The 20,270-nt window shown below is 51.2% G+C and carries 22 protein-coding genes; 8 read left to right on the top strand and 14 right to left on the bottom strand.

Going from position 1 to position 20,270, the window contains the following annotated elements; translation table 11 throughout:
* The first annotated feature begins 66 nt into the window (after positions 1-66).
* Complete coding sequence (locus tag FDX24_RS16950) at positions 67-897, top strand: alpha/beta fold hydrolase (RefSeq protein WP_137364646.1); 831 nt, start codon at positions 67-69, stop codon at positions 895-897.
* 96 nt (positions 898-993) lie between these two features.
* The gene (locus FDX24_RS16945; protein WP_137364645.1) at positions 994-1,617 is read left to right on the top strand and encodes a flavin reductase family protein; all 624 of its coding nucleotides are present in this window, start codon (positions 994-996) and stop codon (positions 1,615-1,617) included.
* A gap of 41 nt (positions 1,618-1,658) precedes the next feature.
* On the opposite strand, the gene rna is transcribed toward FDX24_RS16945, so the two are convergent.
* From rna to citC, 8 genes are all read right to left on the bottom strand, one after another.
* Positions 1,659-2,465 carry a ribonuclease I gene (gene rna, locus FDX24_RS16940; RefSeq protein WP_048212314.1) on the bottom strand — a complete coding sequence of 269 codons (807 nt, stop codon included), beginning with the start codon at positions 2,463-2,465 and terminating at the stop codon, positions 1,659-1,661.
* Positions 2,466-2,575: 110 nt separating this feature from the next.
* Entirely contained in the window at positions 2,576-4,039 is a 1,464-nt protein-coding gene (gene citT / locus FDX24_RS16935; RefSeq protein ID WP_048212313.1) for a citrate/succinate antiporter CitT, read from the bottom strand.
* 23 nt (positions 4,040-4,062) lie between these two features.
* Positions 4,063-4,968, bottom strand: a complete 906-nt coding sequence (gene citG / locus FDX24_RS16930; RefSeq protein WP_137364644.1) for a triphosphoribosyl-dephospho-CoA synthase CitG — start codon at positions 4,966-4,968, stop codon at positions 4,063-4,065.
* Positions 4,937-5,491, bottom strand: a complete 555-nt coding sequence (gene citX / locus FDX24_RS16925; RefSeq protein ID WP_061067505.1) for a citrate lyase holo-[acyl-carrier protein] synthase — start codon at positions 5,489-5,491, stop codon at positions 4,937-4,939. Before citX ends, citG begins: the two co-directional genes overlap by 32 nt.
* A 3-nt stretch (positions 5,492-5,494) precedes the next feature.
* Complete coding sequence (citF, locus tag FDX24_RS16920) at positions 5,495-7,027, bottom strand: citrate lyase subunit alpha (protein WP_048212310.1); 1,533 nt, start codon at positions 7,025-7,027, stop codon at positions 5,495-5,497.
* A 9-nt stretch (positions 7,028-7,036) separates the two neighbouring features.
* Positions 7,037-7,945, bottom strand: a complete 909-nt coding sequence (locus tag FDX24_RS16915) for an aldolase/citrate lyase family protein (protein WP_048212309.1) — start codon at positions 7,943-7,945, stop codon at positions 7,037-7,039.
* A complete protein-coding gene (citD, locus tag FDX24_RS16910; protein WP_005120843.1) occupies positions 7,942-8,238 on the bottom strand; it encodes a citrate lyase acyl carrier protein in 297 nt (98 codons plus the stop codon). The genes FDX24_RS16915 and citD overlap by 4 nt, the downstream gene beginning before the upstream one ends.
* Positions 8,235-9,311, bottom strand: coding sequence for a [citrate (pro-3S)-lyase] ligase (gene citC / locus FDX24_RS16905; protein ID WP_048212308.1), 1,077 nt, complete (start codon positions 9,309-9,311; stop codon positions 8,235-8,237). Before citC ends, citD begins: the two co-directional genes overlap by 4 nt.
* Positions 9,312-9,700: 389 nt before the next feature.
* Here citC and dpiB point away from each other — a divergent pair, with 389 nt between their 5' ends.
* The gene (dpiB, locus tag FDX24_RS16900) at positions 9,701-11,362 is read left to right on the top strand and encodes a sensor histidine kinase DpiB (protein WP_061067507.1); all 1,662 of its coding nucleotides are present in this window, start codon (positions 9,701-9,703) and stop codon (positions 11,360-11,362) included.
* A complete protein-coding gene (gene dpiA, locus FDX24_RS16895; protein WP_005120841.1) occupies positions 11,331-12,011 on the top strand; it encodes a two-component response regulator DpiA in 681 nt (226 codons plus the stop codon). The genes dpiB and dpiA overlap by 32 nt, the downstream gene beginning before the upstream one ends.
* Before the next feature lie 149 nt (positions 12,012-12,160).
* Here dpiA and dcuC read toward each other — a convergent pair whose 3' ends face one another.
* Positions 12,161-13,543 (bottom strand): anaerobic C4-dicarboxylate transporter DcuC, encoded by a 1,383-nt coding sequence (gene dcuC, locus FDX24_RS16890; protein ID WP_048212305.1) that lies wholly within the window; start codon positions 13,541-13,543, stop codon positions 12,161-12,163.
* Positions 13,544-14,000: 457 nt separating this feature from the next.
* Here dcuC and pagP point away from each other — a divergent pair, with 457 nt between their 5' ends.
* Both pagP and cspE read left to right on the top strand, forming a co-directional pair.
* A complete protein-coding gene (pagP, locus tag FDX24_RS16885) occupies positions 14,001-14,564 on the top strand; it encodes a lipid IV(A) palmitoyltransferase PagP (RefSeq protein WP_048212304.1) in 564 nt (187 codons plus the stop codon).
* Positions 14,565-14,753: 189 nt separating this feature from the next.
* Positions 14,754-14,963: a transcription antiterminator/RNA stability regulator CspE gene (gene cspE, locus FDX24_RS16880; RefSeq protein ID WP_000034825.1), complete on the top strand. Its 210-nt coding sequence runs from the start codon at positions 14,754-14,756 to the stop codon at positions 14,961-14,963.
* A 51-nt stretch (positions 14,964-15,014) separates the two neighbouring features.
* Here the strand turns inward: cspE and crcB are convergent, their stop codons facing one another.
* Entirely contained in the window at positions 15,015-15,398 is a 384-nt protein-coding gene (crcB, locus tag FDX24_RS16875; RefSeq protein ID WP_043015566.1) for a fluoride efflux transporter CrcB, read from the bottom strand.
* A 90-nt stretch (positions 15,399-15,488) separates the two neighbouring features.
* On the opposite strand from crcB, the gene FDX24_RS16870 reads away from it, so the two are divergent.
* Together FDX24_RS16870 and tatE are read left to right on the top strand one after the other, a co-directional pair.
* Positions 15,489-16,277: a deaminated glutathione amidase gene (locus tag FDX24_RS16870; RefSeq protein WP_137364643.1), complete on the top strand. Its 789-nt coding sequence runs from the start codon at positions 15,489-15,491 to the stop codon at positions 16,275-16,277.
* A gap of 128 nt (positions 16,278-16,405) precedes the next feature.
* Positions 16,406-16,609: a twin-arginine translocase subunit TatE gene (tatE, locus tag FDX24_RS16865; protein WP_048212302.1), complete on the top strand. Its 204-nt coding sequence runs from the start codon at positions 16,406-16,408 to the stop codon at positions 16,607-16,609.
* Between the two features lie 97 nt (positions 16,610-16,706).
* Here tatE and lipA read toward each other — a convergent pair whose 3' ends face one another.
* The 4 genes from lipA to dacA form a co-directional block, all read right to left on the bottom strand.
* On the bottom strand, positions 16,707-17,672 hold the full coding sequence (gene lipA / locus FDX24_RS16860; RefSeq protein ID WP_003022702.1) for a lipoyl synthase: 966 nt from the start codon (positions 17,670-17,672) through the stop codon (positions 16,707-16,709).
* A 206-nt stretch (positions 17,673-17,878) separates the two neighbouring features.
* Positions 17,879-18,520 (bottom strand): lipoyl(octanoyl) transferase LipB, encoded by a 642-nt coding sequence (gene lipB / locus FDX24_RS16855; protein ID WP_061067510.1) that lies wholly within the window; start codon positions 18,518-18,520, stop codon positions 17,879-17,881.
* A gap of 113 nt (positions 18,521-18,633) precedes the next feature.
* Positions 18,634-18,897, bottom strand: coding sequence for a DUF493 family protein YbeD (gene ybeD, locus FDX24_RS16850; protein WP_000850547.1), 264 nt, complete (start codon positions 18,895-18,897; stop codon positions 18,634-18,636).
* A gap of 106 nt (positions 18,898-19,003) precedes the next feature.
* Positions 19,004-20,215 carry a D-alanyl-D-alanine carboxypeptidase DacA gene (gene dacA, locus FDX24_RS16845; RefSeq protein ID WP_048212300.1) on the bottom strand — a complete coding sequence of 404 codons (1,212 nt, stop codon included), beginning with the start codon at positions 20,213-20,215 and terminating at the stop codon, positions 19,004-19,006.
* Positions 20,216-20,270 lie beyond the last annotated feature (55 nt).

Below are 20,270 nucleotides of genomic sequence, written 5' to 3'. Positions count from 1 at the left end.
TTATGCTTTTTAAGCGCTCGCTGCGGGCGCGTCACGACAACTCAGTGTTCCTCGACAGGAGATCTCATGAGCCAGTACGACAAACTTACCTTAAAAGATGGCAGCTATTTGCATTTCAAAGACTGGGGAAGCGGCCAGCCCATTGTGTTCAGCCATGGTTGGCCGCTAACCGCAGATGCATTTGAAGATCAGATGCTGTTTCTCGGGTCGAAAGGATTTCGTGTGATAGCCCATGACAGACGAGGGCACGGGCGTTCGGCCCAGCCCTGGGATGGCCACAATATGGATCAGTATGCTGACGATTTGGCCGAACTTACCGCGTATCTCAATCTCAAAGATGCTGTGCATGTCGGGCACTCTACCGGCGGTGGGGAAGTGGCTCGTTATATTGGCCGCCATGGGACGCAGAGGGTCGCAAAAGCGGTACTCATTGGTGCGGTAACACCCATCATGATTAAAACCGACTTTAATCCAAATGGCGTGCCGAAAGAGGTATTCGATGGCATTCGTGAAGGGGTTGTGAACGATCGCGCCGCCTTTTTCTATGAATTGACCGCTGCATTCTATGGCTACAACCGTCCTGGCGCAAAAGAGTCGAAAGCCGTCAGGGAAAGTTTTGTTGAACAGGGTTTACAAGGCTCCATCAAAGCGTTGTACGACTGTATCCACGCGTTTTCGGAAACAGATCTGCGTGAGGATCTCAAAAAAATGACCATCCCGACGCTGGTGATCCACGGTGACGACGATCAGATTGTCCCGTTTGAAACCTGCGGAAAGGTCGCGGCGGAAATCCTACCAGATGTACAGTTGAAGGTGTATGCCGGAGGGTCTCACGGTATTTGCACCACCCATAAACAGCAGATCAACGCCGATCTACTCGACTTTATTCAGTCGTAATCGTTGGCAGATTGTTCTACGCTGATCTTCTTTTTCCAGGGGGATGAGCGAAGCATAATTTGTGCTGCGCTGACGTTAACTTCAACAGGGAACGCTATGTATTTCTATCAACCGTCACAGGGACACGGCTTACCGCATGACCCGCTAAATGCCATCATTGGACCGCGCCCGATTGGCTGGATTGCGTCGAGTGACAGTAACGGTCGGAATAATCTGGCGCCGTACAGTTTCTTTAACTGCTTTAACTATCATCCACCGATTATCGGTTTTGCCAGCAGCGGCTGGAAAGACAGTGTGCAGAATATTATCGAAACAGGTGAGTTTGTCTGGAACCTGACCACCCTTGAGTTGGCCAGTGCGATGAACGAAACGTCGGCCAGTCTGCCGCACGGCGAGGACGAGTTTTTTGCCGCCGGGCTTAGCAAGGCAGATAGCCGGATAGTCAACGTGCCGCGCGTGGCGCAAAGCCCGGTCAATTTTGAGTGTCGTTTATCACAGAGCCTGCAACTGACGGCCGCAGATGGCTCACCGGTTGATACCTGGCTGGTATTGGGGGAAGTGGTGGGCATCCACATCGATGAAACGCTGCTGGAAGACGGCATCTATCAGACGGCGAAAGCGAAGCCGGTACTGCGTGCTGGTGGGCCAACGGCGTATTATTCGATCAGTGAAACACACCGTTTTGATTTAGTTCGCCCGGACGCCCGAGCAAAACGCTAAGCTTACGGACCGACGCCAGCTTGCAGCGTCGGTCGCAAGTTTCAATATCCCACTTTGTCGATAATAAACTGTTTACCACAGCTACCTGGATGTGGTTGCGGTAAGAATGACTGTGCAGATAACGTCTGGTTGATGTTGTCGGCTTTCAGGGATAACTGGATCTCAGTGAGATACGCCGGATTGCCGTGGCAGCTTAGCTTCACAGCTTTGACGTTCTCTTTGCCCCAGCTTTTGGCAACTGCAGCGTCAAATGCGTTACGGCTGACGGTTTTGCCGTAGTTTTCCGCCAGGAATTTGCCCACCTCGCTGTTCTTAACCTCATTATTCAGCCGTACCATCGTGCCAAAGTACGCGTCGGGATCAAAACCGAAACACGCGCCATGTTTGGCATACTCGTAACGTTCCAGACAGGATCTCCCTCCAGCGCCGGGCATTACAGCGCTGAGTTTTGCTGCGCTTTCCAGCGACAGCCCGGTTTCGGGGGCCGCGCATTTACGGCTGGCACGTGCTTCAGGCAGGTTGGGAATTGGTCGCGTTGCGCAGCCAAAACGCATCCAGCGGCGGTTGTCTACTCCACGGGCGGCAATGGATTTAGGCAGGCTGGGCCATAAACCGTGAACGGTCAGGAAATCCGCTTTGTCTGCGCTCTCTTTTTGTAAACGACATTCGTCAGGTTCCTGACGATTACGCTCGTATTGGCTCTGACAAAATCCGGTTTGCCAGGAGAGGGCCAGCACGTAGCTGTCAAAGTCAGCGTACTGTTTTGCCTGGAGTTCATCGGCCTGAGCCGCAGAAACTGGCAGCAGAAGCGCTGCCAGTAATGAAGAATAACGCCATGTTGATGTCATGATGATTTCGAATACTTATATAAATTCTGAATATCATCTATTTAATCATAAAAAATGCCAGTCAGGTTTAGCTGACTGGCATCATTTTCATCAGGCGTGAACCGAAATGATTAGCTCCACATTGCCAGAATCGGCCAGCCGACCAGCAGAAGCATAGAGATGTAGATAACGCCGAAGATAGCACCCAGACGCCAGTAGTCTTTGGACTTCACATAACCACAGCCATAGATGATAACGCCAGGGCCTGTTGCATACGGAGTCAGACAGCCCATGATACCGATGGACAACACCAGCAGGATACACAGGTGTTCCATCGGCACGCCCGGGATACCTTTACCTACCGCCAGAATAACCGGCAGCATGGTGGCGGTGTGCGCAGAAAGGCTGGCAAACAGGTAGTGAGCAAAGTAGAACACCAGCACCAGAACGATTACTGTTGCGTTAGGCGAGAAGCCTTCCAGGTGCGTGCTCATGGTGTTGGCGAACCAGTCGATAAAGCCTGAACGGGTTAAACCGTTGGCCATTACCACCAGAGTGGCAAGGTTGACCAGGGTGTTCCATGCGCTGTTATAGCGGGTAATATCTTTCCACGGTACCACGTGCAGCGCCAGCATCAGGGAGACTGCCAGCAGACCCACTGCGGTAGCGTCAATCAGCTTACCACCGAAAACCCACAGACCCAGGCTGAGCAGAACCAGACCGATCAGCGTTATCTCTTTACGGGTCAGTTTACCCATGGTTTTCAGTTCATCACCGGCCCATGCGGCAACTTCAGCACTGTGGGTGACTTCTGGTTTGTACAGAACGTATGACAACCACGGAGCAACGATCAGCAAAATAATACCGACCGGCAGGAAGCTGAGGAACCACTGCAACCAGCTGATTTGAATCCCGGCGATTTTGTTAACGAACTCCAGACCCAGTACGTTTGGCGCAGCGCCGGTCACGAACATAGAGGAGCTCAGGCTGGTACTGATAACCATCATCCACATCAGATATCCGCCGATACGGCGCGCGGAAGGATCGTTAGGGAAGGATTTAAACAGCGGAGGCAGGTTTTTGATAACCGGGAATACAGTACCACCGGTACGCGCGGTGTTGGACGGTGTAAACGGCGCCAGCAGAATGTCGATGATAACAATCGCATAGCCCAGCGTCAGGGTACGTTTCCCCATGAATTTCACCAGGAACAGCGCGATACGACGACCCAGACCGGTGACCTCATAACCCAGCGCGAAAATAAACGCACCAAACACCAACCACACGGTGGTGCTGGAGAAGCCCGCCAGACCCCATTTCAGCGCTTGCTTGCCCGCTTTAAATGCCGGGTCGGCCAGTTCTGAAGCATCAAACAGCAGATAGTTGCTGCCGATAACGCAGATCGTTACGGCGATAAAGCTGATCGCTGTTGCCGGAATTGGCTCCAGGATCATACCGACGATCATCGCCACAAACACGGCAAAGTAGTGCCAGGCCTGTGGAGGCATTCCATCAGGGACGGGGATAAGAAACATGACGCCCATTACAACCAATGGGGCCAGTAACTTCCATATTTTATCTTTTGCTAAAGACATGTGTGATTCTCCGGAAAGGATCTTTAATTGTGATAATGATGAACTTGTGAAATCTGAGCTAAGAACCAGGTGACGATCAGCAGATCGGCGCAGCCTCCGGGACTGAGGTTGCGTTCAATGCACTGTTGGTCGAACTGGCGTAGGTATTCGAGATCGGCAGGGGTACGAATCCCCCCTTGCTGTATCAGGGCGGTGGCCTGCTGCTGTAGCCAGCGCAGACCTTCTGCGCCGCCACGTGAAGCCACGTTGGTGTCGCCGTTGATAGACATCAGCAGCAATAAAGTGTCGAGTAACGCCAGTTCAGGGTCGCGGCCCTGAGTCAGCAGTGCGCGGTAGTGCGGCAGGGCATGCTGGATGACGAGCGGGTATCCCGCTTCGGCTTCGCCCCGTGCGCCGGTTAATCCCAGTTGCTGATAAAGACGTTGGCCAGCCGTGAGTTGTTGATTGTTCTGGCGCAGTTCGCGCTCGGTCAGGCCCCGGCAAAATGTTGCTGCCGTAGAGCAAATGGTTTCAGCGGTAACAGTCAGTTGGAGCTGGTGCAGGCGGCCAATGGCGGCACACAGCAGTCCCAGAGAAAAGATGCTGCCTTTGTGGGTATTTACCCCAGCGGTGGCGCGAAACATATCAGCTTCGCAGGCCATACCCAGCGGACGCAGTCCTTTCAGTACTTCTTCAGGTGACAACTGCGCGCTGAATGCGCCGTATTCGATAAAACGTGGCAGCCAGGCCTGGATAGCCTCTGCGCTGCGATGAAAATCTTCCAGCGCCATATCTTTATGCGCGCCATTATTAATGCGATCCACCAGACCTGGTTTGGGCGATAAGTTGACTTCAGTCAGCATGGCGCGCCAGGCAAGCGTTGCGTAGGCGTCGGGCAGATCCAGTGGAAGGACTGCGTTATTCGTCGATGTTGCGGGAATCGGCATCATGCAGCAGTGCCTCCATTTGAATGAGTAAGTCGGAAAGCGCGTGGGTTTTACCCCGCGCACATTCGGCAGCGCTTTGCTCGCACAACAGACAGCGGCGGGCAGGAAGCGCGAAATGACGGCGGGACAGGATTTCTCCTTCAGGGGTCAGGACATCGATGTCCCATAACCGTCCCAGCGGATGTGAATGCTCAAGCTCGATAGTGGCGAGCTTGAGGTCGTGGGCTGGTGCCTCGATGGACAACAGACCTTCCGGACCGCTGGCGGAGACCAGCGCAGTTTGCTCCCTGACAATCCAGGATGATTGTTTCGCCAGCGCAAGCAGGGCGATGACGCCGTGATTAAAGATGCGACGGGTTAATTCGCTGTCTTTGATCGGACCTGGCGCTACCACGGTAAAAGAGACCAATGGCGCGTGGTGACGCGTGAGCCAGGCATGTTGCCTCGCTTGTCTCTCATCACGGCTGGCGAGCAGCTCGGGAATGGAAACCGCGTGGCAGGTGGCGTGTTCAGGGAGCAGGTGCATGGCTTATTCCTTCACCTGATGCACAACGTCAATCACTGAACCGTCGCGATAACGCACAACGGCAATTACGCGGTCAGTAAATTCGATAGCGCGTGGCTGACCGGTAAGCTGCTGTGCACGTTCGCGCAACCATTCAATGGACACGACTTTCATACCCGCTTCTTGCAGACGTTCTGCCAGCTCAGGGCGCGCAGGGTTGACGGCGATACCGTGGTCAGTGACCAGGATATCAACGCTGGAACCCGGGGTTACGCAGGTCAGGACGTTATCAACCAGCGTCGGGATGCGCCCGCGAACCAGCGGTGCGACGATGATGGAAAGCGCTGCGGCAACAGCTGTATCACAGTGACCACCGGATGCGCCGCGCAGTACGCCGTCAGAACCGGTCAGTACGTTAACGTTGAAGTGGGTATCCACTTCAAGCGCGCTCAGCACCACGACGTCCAGACGATCGACAGAGGCGCCTTTTGAGCCCCAGTTGGCATACTGGTTAGCACTGATTTCAATGTGATTTGGATTGCGGGCCAGGGACTCAGCCGCATTACGGTCGAAGCTCTGTACATCCAGCAGTTTGCGGATTAAACCTTTCTCATGCAGGTCAACGATGGTGGCAGTGATACCGCCCAGCGCAAAGTCAGCACGGATGTCGCGGCTGCGCATTTTGTCTTCCAGGAAACGGGTAACGGCCAGAGACGCGCCGCCGGTGCCTGTCTGCAGTGAGAAGCCTTCATTGAAGTAGCCGGAGTTAGCAATAACCTCTGCTGCGCTGCGGGCGATCAGCAATTCGCGCGGGTTGGTGGTCATGCGAGTGGCATCAGCACCAATTTTGTCCGCATCACCGACCTGATCGATCTGCACGATCAGATCCACCTGATCCTGGGTAATGCTGGCTGGATTATGCGGGTAGGTCAGCAGCTGTTCGGTCAGCAGGACAACCTGTTTTGCGTTTTCGGCGTCTACGCGGGCATAGCCCAGTGAGCCGCAGCACGCTTTACCGGTATAACCGTTGGCGTTACCAAACGGGTCACAGGACGGCACACCGAGGAAAGCGACATCAATGTTGAGCTCGCCGCTTTGTACCAGATGTACACGACCACCGTGAGAGTGGACCTGAACAGGTTCAGCCAGCAGACCGCGAGAGATCTCTTCTGCCAGCGGGCCACGCAGACCAGAAGTATAAATACGGCTGACGACACCCTGACGAATGTGTTCAACCAGCGGCGCATGGCAGTCGCTCAGGGAGCTGGAAGCCAGCGTCAGGTTTTTAAAGCCCATTGCAGCGATGGTATCCATCACCAGGTTGATCGTCAGATCGCCACCACGGAAAGCGTGGTGGAAGGAGATGGTCATGCCATCCTGTAAGCCTGAACGGCGAATGGCCTCTTCCAGGTTAGCGCACAGTTTTTTGTTGCGCGGTTTTTGCGCCTGTAATTCAACTTTTGCGGTGCTCTGATAAGCGGAAAGCTCGCTTTCTGCATGACGGCTCCAGGTCGCCACGCGATCCTGGCGTTGAGACTGTTCGATTTTCTGCGTCATTTTTTTGCCTTATTCTTCGCGAATGCCGGAAAGTTCTGCACGGGAGATAACCAGAAGGGCGCGCTCGATAACCGGGCTGTCGACCATCTTGCCGTTGAGGGAAACTACGCCACGGCCTTCACGGGCGGCGGCTTCAGCGGCTTCTACCACCAGACGTGCGTGAGCCAGCTCTTTGCGCGTCGGGGCATACAGGTTGTGCAGGAGTTCAATCTGACGCGGGTTGATGAGCGACTTACCATCGAAACCCAGTTGCTTGATGTGTGCGGCTTCGTGCAGGAAACCCGCTTCGTTATTGGCATCGGAATAGACGGTATCGAACGCCTGAATGCCAGCAGAACGCGCAGCCTGCAGAATTGAGCAGCGGGCAAACAGCAGTTCAGTACCTTCCGGGGAGCGTTCAGTGCGCAGGTTACGCACGTAGTCTTCTGCGCCGAGCGCAATACCGATCAGACGCTCGGAAGCATGGGCAATTTCTACCGCGCGGGTAATACCTAATGGTGATTCGATAGCAGCCAACAGACCGGTGCTGCCGGGTTCACGACCACAGGCTTTCTCGATGCGCAGGATTTCGCTTTCGATGTCGATGACATCCTGGGCGGTATCCGTTTTGGGTAAACGCACGATGTCAGCACCACCGCGTACCACGGCTTCAAGGTCGTTGATGCCCCATTCGGAGTCGAGGGCGTTTACGCGCACGATAGTTTCAACGTCGTGATACAGCGGATGCTGCAGCGCGTGATAGACCATGCGGCGCGCGGTGTCTTTCTCACGCAGTGCGACGGAGTCTTCCAGGTCGAACATCAGCGCATCTGCCGGGTAGATGAATGAGTTGCTGACCATCGCGGCGTTAGCGCCTGGTACGAACAACATGCTGCGGCGTGTGCGGGATTTACGTTGTTGTAAAGAATCGGAAATCATTGGCAATCCTCCCATGGCAGTGCCGGAATGCCGCTGGCGCGGGCCAGTAATGCTTCCAGTCGCGCACGTAAAATGCAGTCCAGTGCGCCTTTATCATCAACATTTAATTGCACGCCGCGGACGTTATAGCGGGACAGAACGTCCAGAATGGTGGCCCTGATGGCATCACCGAACTGCTTTTCGACGCTACTGTTAACCTGCAGGTCAATATCCTGCGTATCGAGCGGGGCGATGCGGATCATCACATCACCGGACTCGAGAGTGCCTGCGACGGCTGCCTGGTTTATTTTCATTTTTCACCTGTTGCTAATGCGGGGGTATTTTGGCGGACTGCCGCAGCCGATGAGGTTCGCTCAACCATGCTTTGCAAGTAGTGCAGCGTGGCTTCGGGTACCAGGGATGCGATAGCCGTGAGATCTTTTTTAACCAGCAGCTTGCGCACCCAGGAGGCGGAAATCGGCATCTCCTGGAAACACAGCCGCTCAATTTCCACCAGTTCAATCGGCGGGGCGGGAAGTGTTGGGGTCTCCAGCCAGTAGCGCATATCGTTGTTGTACTGGGAGGTGACGGTGCAATATGGCTCAGTACCGACGAAACGGTGCGTAACGCCGAGTGCCGGGGCCAGGTACTGACGGAAAATTTTCAGGTCTATTTCGGTGTAGCAGTGGTTAATAACGCTCTGCTCTTTAATGAAGTAGCACGGGAACGTGGCGCGAGAGATGATGTATTCCGAACCGCGGTGTACGGTTAAACGTGGAATATCTTTTGTCCCTTTGAGGACCAGGTCCAGTCGGTCTTCATACGGGAAACGCGAAGTATCTTCTTTCACCAAAAACAGATGCAGCCAGTCGCACTGTGCGGCGGCTTGTTGGATCAGAAAACGGTGCCCGTTGGTGAAGGGGTTGGCATTCATCACGATACAGCCAATTTTTTTCCCTTCACGGCGCTGTTTTGCCAGTGATTCAGCGTAACGTTTGAGGCGAGTGGTGCTGTTTTCCATTAACACCATAATGCCGGGCACGCTGGTCAGCGTCGAAAAGCCGCACTGCTTAAACAGTGACTCGTACTCGGTTTTGGTATAGATGAAGAGATGGGTGCAATGCCGCTCGTAGGCGAGGTTGATTAACTCAGTCGCCAGCGTCAGCGCTAAGCCTTCACCGCGTACGGATTCACAGATCGCGACGCATTTAATGATATTGCCGGCGATACCGCCACAAGCGATCAGACGGTCGTTACGGGTGACGGTGATAAATACTTCGACGGTGGTATCAACGCTCAAATCGTTCTCTTTCAGAAATTGAGCGATAACCGCCATCTTTTTATTTTCTGAGCGTTTAACTTGCGTGAATATATTATTACCGAACATAGTAAATAGAGCCCCGATGGTATATTTGTTACTGGGTTTCTGTTTTTGTTGCTCTGTTTAGCAACTTGATAACGTTTTGTTTGCAATTGAAGGGAATGTTTTTTTATTACGGAGTATTTCTTTTTTTCCCTGTTGCATACATCGTAAGGAGTATTTTGGCGGCAAATTTTGATTTATTTCACAATAAGTTAGATGGTTTTAATGTGTTTTATGGTTTTAAGTTTTTTAATTAATTTAACCCGAAAATAGCGTGTGGTTTTTATTTGTTTAATTGATTTAAGGTGGGGAATCTGTAACGATCCTATTTTAGGCCGTGACTTGTAAATAAAACATTTTTATTACATATACAACGAAAAATAAGTTTCGGTTAACGTCGGTGAGGGAAAAACATGTCAAAAAAGAAAAATAAAACGCGGTTTCCTTTTTTTCGCAGCCTGGCGTTTCCGTTGCGTATTTTTCTACTCATTCTGGTCGTTTCTGTTTTTATCATCGCGGCGTTAGCACAATACTTTACCGCCAGCTTTGAAGATTATCTGACAACGCATGTCCGCGATATGGCAATGAATCAGGCGAAAATTATCGCTTCCAACGACAGCATTATTGCTGCCGTAAAGCACCGTGATTACGAGCGTCTGGCAACGATAGCGGATAAGTTGCAGAGCGGGACTGACTTTGACTATGTGGTTATTGGCGATACCCACTCGATCCGTCTTTATCACCCTAATCCGGATAAAATTGGCTACCCCATGCAGTTCACCAAACCCGGCGCGCTGGAGAAAGGGGAAAGCTACTTTATTACCGGTAAAGGATCTATCGGGATGGCGATGCGCGCCAAAACCCCTATCTTTGATGATGATGGTAAAATCATCGGTGTTGTCTCAATTGGCTACCTGATCAGTAAAATAGACAGCTGGCGCTCGGATTTCTTACTTCCGATGGCTGGGGTGTTCATTCTGTTGTTACTGGTGCTTATGTTACTTTCCTGGTTTTTTGCCGCCCATATTCGGCGTCAGATGTTGGGTATGGAGCCTAAACAAATTGCGCGGGTGGTACGTCAGCAGGAGGCGCTGTTTAGCTCAGTCTACGAAGGCTTAATTGCTGTTGATCCTGACGGGTGCATTACGGCGATAAACCGCAGTGCGAGAAAAATGCTGGGGCTCTCGTCGCCTGGACGTAAGTGGTTGGGTAAGCCGATTGCGGACGTCGTTCAGCCAGCAGACTTTTTTACCCAGCAGATTGCGGAAAAGCGCCAGGATGCGATGGTTAACTTTAATGGGTTGAGTGTTATTGCCAACCGCGAGGCTATCCGCTCAGGCGATGAACTGCTCGGGGCAATCATCAGTTTTCGTAGTAAAGATGAAATTGCTACCCTTAATGCGCAATTAACGCAGATCAAACAGTATGTAGAGAGCCTGAGAACGCTGCGCCATGAGCACCTGAACTGGATGTCGACCATCAATGGCCTGCTGCAAATGAAAGAATATGACAAGGTTCTGGCCATGGTGCAGGGAGAATCCCAGGCGCAGCAGCAACTCATTGATAGTCTGCGCGGCGCTTTCGCCGATCGTCAGGTTGCAGGCCTGCTGTTTGGCAAGGTACAGCGTGCGCGGGAACTGGGTCTCACAATGACCATTGTGCCTGGCAGTCAACTGCATAAACTTCCTGAGGGGTTGGATAGCACAGAGTTTGCAGCAATTGTTGGCAATCTGCTTGATAATGCTTTTGAAGCCAGTTTGCGTACCCAGCAGGGTAACAAGGTCGTTGAACTCTATCTGAGCGATGAGGGCGATGAGGTGATCATCGAAGTCGCCGATCAAGGTTGTGGCGTACCGGAAGCATTGCGCGAAAAAATATTTGAACAGGGTGTGAGCACTCGTACCGATGAACCAGGCGAACATGGCATCGGTTTGTATCTGATTGCAAGTTATGTGAGGCGCTGTAATGGGGTTATTACGCTCGAAGATAACGCCCCCTGCGGCACCTTATTTTCTTTATTTCTTCCGAAAGTGAAAAAAAACAATGACGGAACCATTAACGCTGTTAATCGTTGAGGATGAAACGCTACTGGCGGAAATGCATGCTGAATATATCCGCCATATACCCGGTTTTAGCCAGATATGGCTGGCGGGTAATCTTGCGCAGGCAAGAATGATGATTGAGCGTTTTAAGCCCGGTTTGATTCTTCTTGATAATTACTTGCCGGATGGCAAGGGCATAACTCTGTTACACGAGCTAACTCAGGCACGTTACCCTGGCGGCGTGGTGTTTACCACGGCAGCCAGTGATATGGATACGGTCTCCGAAGCCGTACGCAGCGGGGCGTTTGATTATCTGGTTAAACCCATAGCCTACGAGCGACTGGGGCAGACGCTTACCCGCTATCAGCAACGCAGAAGAATGCTGGCCGGTAATGACAGTGCCAGCCAAAAACAGATTGATGAAATGTTTAATGCCTATGCGCGCGGTGAGCCGAAAGGGGATTTGCCGACGGGGATCGACGCGCTAACGCTGAATGCTGTACTGAAGTTATTTGCTGATCCGACGGTACATCATACTGCGGAAACGATCGCCCAGGCGCTAACCATCAGCCGTACAACATCCAGACGCTACCTGGAGTACTGTGCCAGCCGCCATTTGATCATTGCAGAGATTATTCACGGGAAGGTAGGTAGACCGCAGCGTATTTACCACGGCGGCTAATACACGTCATCCTTTAAGCTGCCTCTTTGTTGGCTGCGTGCAGAAACCCCAGTCACATAGTTATCTATGCTCCTGGGGATGTCTTCACTTGCCGCCGCGATGCAGCATAAATGATTTTGTGTATTAAGGTCAGGTATTAACAGGTATCGTTAACCGCCAATCAGGGCAGACGTTGCCGGTACCATCACTTCAGTGGCGATAATCACAATCAGCAGTCCGACCATTACCGGAACAGAAGTTCGTTTTACGACTTCAAACGGTGAAATCTTCGCCATCCCCGCGACAGCCACAACCACACCGGATACCGGGGAGATTGTGCGTCCGAGGTTTGACGCCTGCAGCATTGGGATCGAAAGGTAGGCAGGGTTGATACCGGAAGAGTGCGCCAGTTTTGGGATCATCTCAACGAAGGCGTAGAAAGGCGCGTTACCGGAGCCCGTGGTCATTGCGGCCAGCATGGTCAGAATCACCAGGACCAGCATCAGAATAATGCTCGCAGAACCAAATGAGGTGGCGATAGAGATCAGACTCTGAATAAAGCCAATGGTGCTCAGACCCTGAGCAAATACACCGGCTGCAACTAACAACATGACGACGTTAGCAAAGGCATCTGCCATTCCGCGGTAGGCGACTTCCAGACCTGAGAAAACCTTCTGGGTGTTGAATCCGCGGATGAACTCCAGCACTGCGGCAATAAGCATGCACAGCACCAGAATCGTGATAATGTGCAGTTGCGGGCCCCATTTACCATCAAAAATCAGTACACCGACGATCGGGGTAAACGGCAGAATGGCGTAAAACGAGGGAGCCGTAGTGGTGATTTCTGCCACATCTAACATTTCGTGAGAGATGTTCTCTTTTTTATCCAGATAGCGCTGCCAGAAGTAATGAGCAATCGCCATACCAATAATGGCAGCAATGGAAATCGGCAACGTGGTTTTAAACGCGAAGTCGATCAGTGGCATTTCCGCTGCTTTTGCAGCCAGCACGACATCCCCGGAAGTTGGAGAAAGAATGATTGCGGCAGGGGAGGCGCAAATGGCCGCCGCAGCACCACGACTGATCCCAACGTTAACCATGACCGGAAAGAGTGTCGCCATCAACAGCACGCCCAGCCCGGTTGCCGAAGAGACTGCCAGTGACATCAGGCAGGCAACAAAATAGGCGGCAATCATTAGCATGTAAGGCGAGTTGATATATTGCAGGGGCCTGGAGGCCAGCTTAACGACCATATCGTTCGCGCCGATATGCGTCATGTAGGCGGCAAAACCACACAGCATCATAATCATCATGCCGAGGTCGCCGCCGCGGCTCATCAGCAAAATTTTAATATATTCAACAATATCTGTCGCGGTGTAGCCGGTACTTTCGGCACTGCCGGGCAGAACTTTATGTCCCATCAGGGCGCTGATAATCAATAAAACCAGGCCCCCGACAAACAATACGCCGGTCGCGGAATAACCTTTAATGATGTAGCGAGCCACACCCACAATAACAACGACTCCAATAAGGAGTTCTATAAATGTCAACATTGTTTCCCCTGTCATATTGACGCCCAGAAAGTAAAAAAACTAAAAAAAGCATAAAGCGGTGTGAGAATGTGCCTAATAAACACCTGCCTCTTGCTGATTAAAATCAATAAAAATACGGATTCAACCGATGGCGCAGGCGTTTTTTCAACATAGCGGATGAAAAGGGAGTACGGCAATCAAAAACTGTGAAACACTCTGGTTTTATGTGTTATTTTGTTTTGTGATGATGCATTAATGTTAATTAATTGTAATTTATTTGGTGTTTTTGCGTAAAAGAAGCCGGTTAATAGAAATAAGAGAACATGTCACATATAAAAACCACAATAAATATAATGACAACGATCTGAAATTTATATGTGGAGAATATTCTGATTTTTTATTAGCGCATCTTTGTTAAGCTAACATTAAGGTTTTGTTTGCTACAATTAATACTAACTCCCAGGATGGTAATTAAGTCGTGATTGTCGCTAAACGTTATTTTCTCATTTTTTCATTTCTTTTTATTCAGTTAGCCTTTATTCCTCAGGGTTTTGCTGAGGATAAAGGGTGGTTTGATACTTTTAAAGATAATGTCAGTGAAACCTGGCAGCAGCCTGAGCATTATGATCTGTATGTGCCGGCCATTACCTGGCATGCGCGTTTTGCCTACGATAAAGAGAAAACCGATCGCTACAACGAACGTCCCTGGGGGGCAGGATTTGGCCAGTCCCGTTGGGATGATAAAGGTAATTGGCACGGGCTCTATATTATGGCCTTCAAGGATTCCTTTAATAAATGGGAGCCGATTGGCGGCTATGGCTGGGAAAAAACCTGGCGACCGCTGGCCGATGATAATTTCCGTCTGGGGCTGGGCTATACAGCTGGTTTCACCGCGCGCGATAACTGGAACTATATTCCCGTGCCATTGATCCTGCCGTTGGCATCGATAGGCTATGGGCCGGCAACGTTCCAGATGACCTACATTCCGGGTACGTATAACAACGGAAATGTCTACTTTGCCTGGATGCGTTTCCAGTTTTGACAGGCTACCTGTATTGTCAGGTAGATTATTATAAACCTGTTTAAAAACATATGGATACATTGTTTGTCCGAAAAATAACGCGACATTTATCACTTTTTGACAAAGTTCGACTGGACAAAGTGCATCACAATTGTTGTACTGATACCCGACACAGCATTTGTGTCTATTTTTCATGTAAAGGTAATTTTGATGTCTAAGATTAAAGGTAACGTTAAGTGGTTTAATGAGTCCAAAGGATTCGGTTTCATTACTCCGGAAGATGGCAGCAAAGACGTGTTCGTACACTTCTCTGCAATCCAGACCAATGGTTTTAAAACTCTGGCTGAAGGTCAGCGCGTAGAGTTCGAAATCACTAACGGTGCCAAAGGCCCTTCTGCTGCAAACGTAATCGCTCTGTAAGCATACGACAGCAAGCATTCAAAACCCGCTTAATTGCGGGTTTTTTTTCGCCTAGTGTGCAGGAGAGGCAGAAACCAGCCAGAATGCCAGAGCTGTCATCGCAAATGAACCCAACAGGTTAACCAGCACATTCACCATTGCCCAACCAAAGCGTCCCTCTTGCAGCAAAAACACGACTTCTGCCGAGAAGGTTGAAAACGTCGTCAGTCCTCCGCAGAAACCGGTGGTAATGAGCACTTTCCACATTGGATCAATGTTTGTCATGCGGTTAAACCACGCCAGCCCCATGCCAATAATAAACGCGCCAATCAGATTTGCTGCCAGCGTACCGAATGGGATGGCCTGATGCAGCGGATTGAACCGCATGCTTAACATCCATCTTGCTACGCTTCCTGTACCGCCACCGATAAAAACTGCTAAAAGGAGTTGTAACACTGCATAATCCTGCTATTTGATTGTATATAGCGTGAGTGTAACGCTGAATAATCGTTGTTGGCGAGCTTAACCCATTTTTCTGGAGGGAATATGTTTGTTGCAGCAGGGCAATTTGCCGTGGGCCCCTCGTGGGAAAAAAATGCGGAAACGTGTGTCCAGTTGATGTCTCAGGCCGCAGGAGAAGGCGCATCTCTGTTGGTGCTGCCGGAAGCGCTGTTGGCCCGTGACGATCTCGACCCCGATCTATCGGTGAAGTCAGCCCAGCTACTGGAAGGCGGTTTTCTGACGCGGTTACAGCAAGAGAGTGCGCAAAATGAGATGACGACGATTCTGACGATTCATGTTCCCTCTGTACCTGGCCGGGCGTTGAACATGCTGGTTGCGTTACGGAGAGGTCGGGTTATCGCCCATTACGCAAAATTACATCTCTATGATGCCTTTTCGATTCAGGAGTCGCGGAATGTCGATGCAGGTGAGGTTGTAGCGCCATTACTGGACGTAGACGGATTAAAGGTAGGGTTAATGACCTGCTATGACCTGCGCTTTCCTGAGCTGGCATTGGCGCTCGCGTTACAGGGGGCTGAAATCCTGGTCTTACCGGCGGCCTGGGTGCGAGGATCGCTCAAAGAGCATCATTGGACAACGCTGTTGGCGGCAAGAGCTCTGGATGCAACCTGTTATGTGATTGCTGCGGGGGAGTGTGGTAACAAGAATATCGGTCAAAGCCGGGTTATCGATCCGTTTGGCGTGACGATTGCCGCTGCGGCGGAAACGCCTGCGCTGATAATGACGGAGGTTTCTGCTGAGCGGGTGAGGCAGGTCAGGGCGCAACTTCCTGTGTTACGTAACCGCCGCTTTGCGCCACCGCAATTATTATGACGTTTTTTTAAACAAGGCTTGATTCACCTTGTTACAGATTGCTATTGTGTGCGCGCGTCGAAAGGCCGTTAATATTCTCAGGTTAATATGGCGCTTTATGCAGCCTGGTTTAAGTTAAGAAGGTATCTATGGGTGAGATTAGTATTACCAAACTGCTGGTGGTTGCCGCACTGGTCGTTCTGCTGTTTGGTACCAAGAAGTTACGTACACTGGGTGGAGACCTGGGAACGGCAATTAAAGGCTTCAAGAAAGCGATGAACGATGATAATGCCGATGCTAAGAAAGATGCTGACGGTAGCGTTCAGACTGAGAAGCTTTCCCATAAAGAGTAATGTCAGGAGCACGATGCTCATACTGCATACTCTGCATGAAAAAAAACCGGCAATTGCCGGTTTTTTTATTGCTGAAATGTAAGTGAGTATTACACGATTACTTCACTTCCAGCCCTTTCGCCTGCATGTCCGCATGATAAGAAGAACGAACAAATGGGCCGCAGGCTGCATGGGTAAAGCCCATTGCCATGGCTTCAGCCTTCATCTCATCAAACTCGTCCGGGCTTACATAGCGCTGAACCGGCAGGTGGTGACGGCTTGGCTGTAAATACTGCCCCAGCGTCAGCATGGTCACGCCATGGCTGCGCAGGTCACGCATAACCTCAATGATTTCAGCATTGGTTTCACCCAGACCCACCATCAGACCGGATTTGGTTGGGATCTCAGGGTGCGCTTCCTTGAAACGTTCCAGAAGCTTCAGTGACCAGTTGTAATCAGCCCCAGGGCGTACGTTACGGTAAATACGCGGAACGTTCTCGAGGTTATGGTTAAACACGTCTGGCGGGGTGGCCGTGAGGATATCCAGCGCACGATCCATACGACCACGGAAGTCAGGTACCAGCGTTTCGATTTTAATCGACGGGCTTTTCTCACGGATTGCGGTGATACAATCCGCGAAATGCTGAGCGCCACCATCGCGTAGATCGTCGCGGTCAACGGAGGTAATGACAACATAGCGTAGCGCCATGTCCGCAATCGTCTGGGCCAGTTTTAACGGTTCGTTAGCATCAGGGGCAACCGGGCGACCGTGAGCGACGTCACAGAATGGGCAACGGCGGGTACAGATTGCGCCGAGGATCATAAAGGTCGCGGTCCCGTGGTTGAAACATTCTGCCAGGTTAGGGCAGGACGCTTCTTCGCAGACAGAGTGCAGGCCATTTTTGCGCATCGCTGCTTTGATACCCTGGATGCGAGTGGAGTCCGCTGGCAGTTTTATTTTCATCCATTCCGGCTTACGCAGCAGGGCTTCGCGCTCTGTTGCTACATTTTTTACCGGGATAAGAGCCATCTTATCGGCATCGCGGTATTTAACACCGCGTTCCATCACAATGGGTTTACTCATAGCTTGCGTGTTCCAGTTGCGAATTACGAAGGAAAGCGTTTCAATTCAAGGGAATGTTGCATTTATCAACTATTTTTGAATTAGTGATACGCAGTATATCATTGAAACGGGCCAGAAAGCAGCCTGACAGGCTGGCAAAATGTAAAATAGTTGTTGTTTTGTGCCATTTGCCACAACATATGCTGCGGCAAACGATAACCTGTTTTTCAGTCTGCGATGTACTCGTGGGGGGGATTGCCCAACAGCGCTAAAATGTTAGCCAGCAGACGAGGACGCACGCTCTCGGTCGTGGCTGCGCTATCCCACTGCGATACTTTCGCCATCTCCATTCCGGCGTAACCACAAGGATTGATACGCAGGAAAGGCGACAAATCCATATCCACGTTGAGCGCTAAGCCGTGAAACGAACATCCTCTACGGATACGTAACCCCAAAGAGCAGATTTTCTTCTCCCCGACGTATACGCCAGGCGCATCAGCGCGCGGATGAGCGTCAATACCTATCTCCGCAAGCGTATTCACCACGGTTTGTTCCAGCAGTGTTACCAGTTCACGCACGCCCAGTTTGCGGCGTTTGAGATTCAACAGAACATACATAACCTGCTGGCCGGGTCCGTGGTATGTCACCTGACCGCCCCGATCGCTCTGGATAACGGGAATATCACCGGGCATCAGTACGTGCTCTGCTTTACCGGCCTGACCCTGGGTAAAGACAGGATAATGCTCTACCAGCCAGATTTCATCATGACTATTTTCATCGCGGGTATCGGTGAATTCGTGCATGGCCAGAGAGACTGGCTCGTAGGGCTGAAGACCGAGCTGGCGGACAAGAATTTTATCCTGATACAAAACGGCATCTCCGTAGATACTCACATAGAGTAGAGAATGTTAAAGAGGGGAAAAGTATATCACAGGGGGGAGGGGTTACCCGAGCGGGGATGCAGCGGGTAACCGACAGGCTTTTACAGCACCATACGTACGATATCGATATTACCTAATTCTTCGTACAGTGTTTCAACCTGCTCAATGTGTGTCGCATTAATAGTGATAGAGACCGAGTGGTAATTGCCTTTGCTGCTCGGTTTTACCGTTGGGGAGTAATCACCTGGCGCATGGCGCTGTACCACTTCAACCACCTGATCAACCAGCTCAGGCAACGCCTGCCCCATTACTTTGTAAGTAAATGGAGTAGGGAATTCAAGCAGTTCGTTAAGTTTGGTTTTCATGTCAGCTCCGGCGTTACATCAAAAAATAATAACTCCCACGGCGCGTGGGAGTTATCTGGATACCTAGTATATGGGGACGTAAATCACACTTTCAAGTGTTCGATTTTTAGCCAAACCAGTGATGGAACATTAATTTAATGTAATCAATGATTTTACCAAAGAAGTTGCCTTCCGGGATTTCCTGCAGAACCACCAGCGGACGCTGTTCAATGGTTTTGCCATCAAGCTGGAAGTTGATGGTGCCGACAACCTGGTTTTTCTGCAGCGGTGCATGCAGTTCCGTGGTGTTCAGAACATAGCTGGCTTTCAGATCTTTCATGCGGCCGCGTGGAATAGTCAGGTACACGTCTTTATCGACACCTAATGACGCACGATCGGTATTACCAAACCAGGCCGGTTCTGAAGCAAACTCTTTGCCGACTTTCAGCGGGTTCACGGTTTCAAAGAAACGGAAGCCCCAGGTCAGCAGTTTTTTACTTTCAGTTTCGCGGCCTTTATAGGTGCGACCACCCATCACGGCGGAGATCAGACGCATCTGGCCTTCGGTTGCGGATGCAACGAGGTTATAGCCAGCTTTGTCAGTGTGGCCGGTTTTGATACCGTCAACATTCAGGCTGTTATCCCACAGCAGACCGTTACGGTTGAGCTGGCGGATACCGTTAAAGGTGAACTCTTTTTCTTTATAGATAGAGTATTCGTTGGGCACGTCGCGAATTAGCGCCTGACCAATCAGTGCCATGTCACGGGCCGAGCTGTACTGACCGTCAGCATCGAGACCATGAACGGTCTGGAAGTGGGTGTTTTTCAGGCCCAGCGCATTCACATAGCTGTTCATCAGACCGACGAAAGCATCCTGGCTTCCGGCTGCGAAGTCCGCCATTGCCACGCAAGCATCGTTCCCTGATTGCAGGTTAATACCACGGATCAATTGAGAAACAGGAACCTGCATGCCAGGTTTGAGGAACATCAGCGATGAACCTTTAAACACCGGGTTGCCCGTAGCCCAGGCGTCGTTGCCGACGGTGACCAGATCGGTTTCTTTGAATTTCCCGGCTTTCATCGCCTGGCCGATGACGTAGCTGGTCATCATTTTGGTCAGGCTGGCGGGGTCACGGCGAGAGTCCGCATTTTGTTCTGCGAGAACTTTGCCTGAATTGTAGTCAATCAGGATATACGACTCCGCATCGATCTGCGGAACACCCGGGATCATGGTTTTAATATTCAGGTCATCTGCATGGGCAGCAGAAAGAGAGGCTGCGCAGAGAGCCGCGGTGAGCGCCATGCGCTGCACGAAACGAGCGGAAAAAGTGGTCTTCATGGTCTGAACTACGACGTCCGTGGTGAAATTAAAAAAAGTGCCCTACTATAGCAAA

The organism is Citrobacter sp. wls716, assembly GCF_005280975.1.
Taxonomy (GTDB): domain Bacteria; phylum Pseudomonadota; class Gammaproteobacteria; order Enterobacterales; family Enterobacteriaceae; genus Citrobacter; species Citrobacter youngae.
This window is presented reverse-complemented; position numbering and strand designations above follow the sequence as displayed.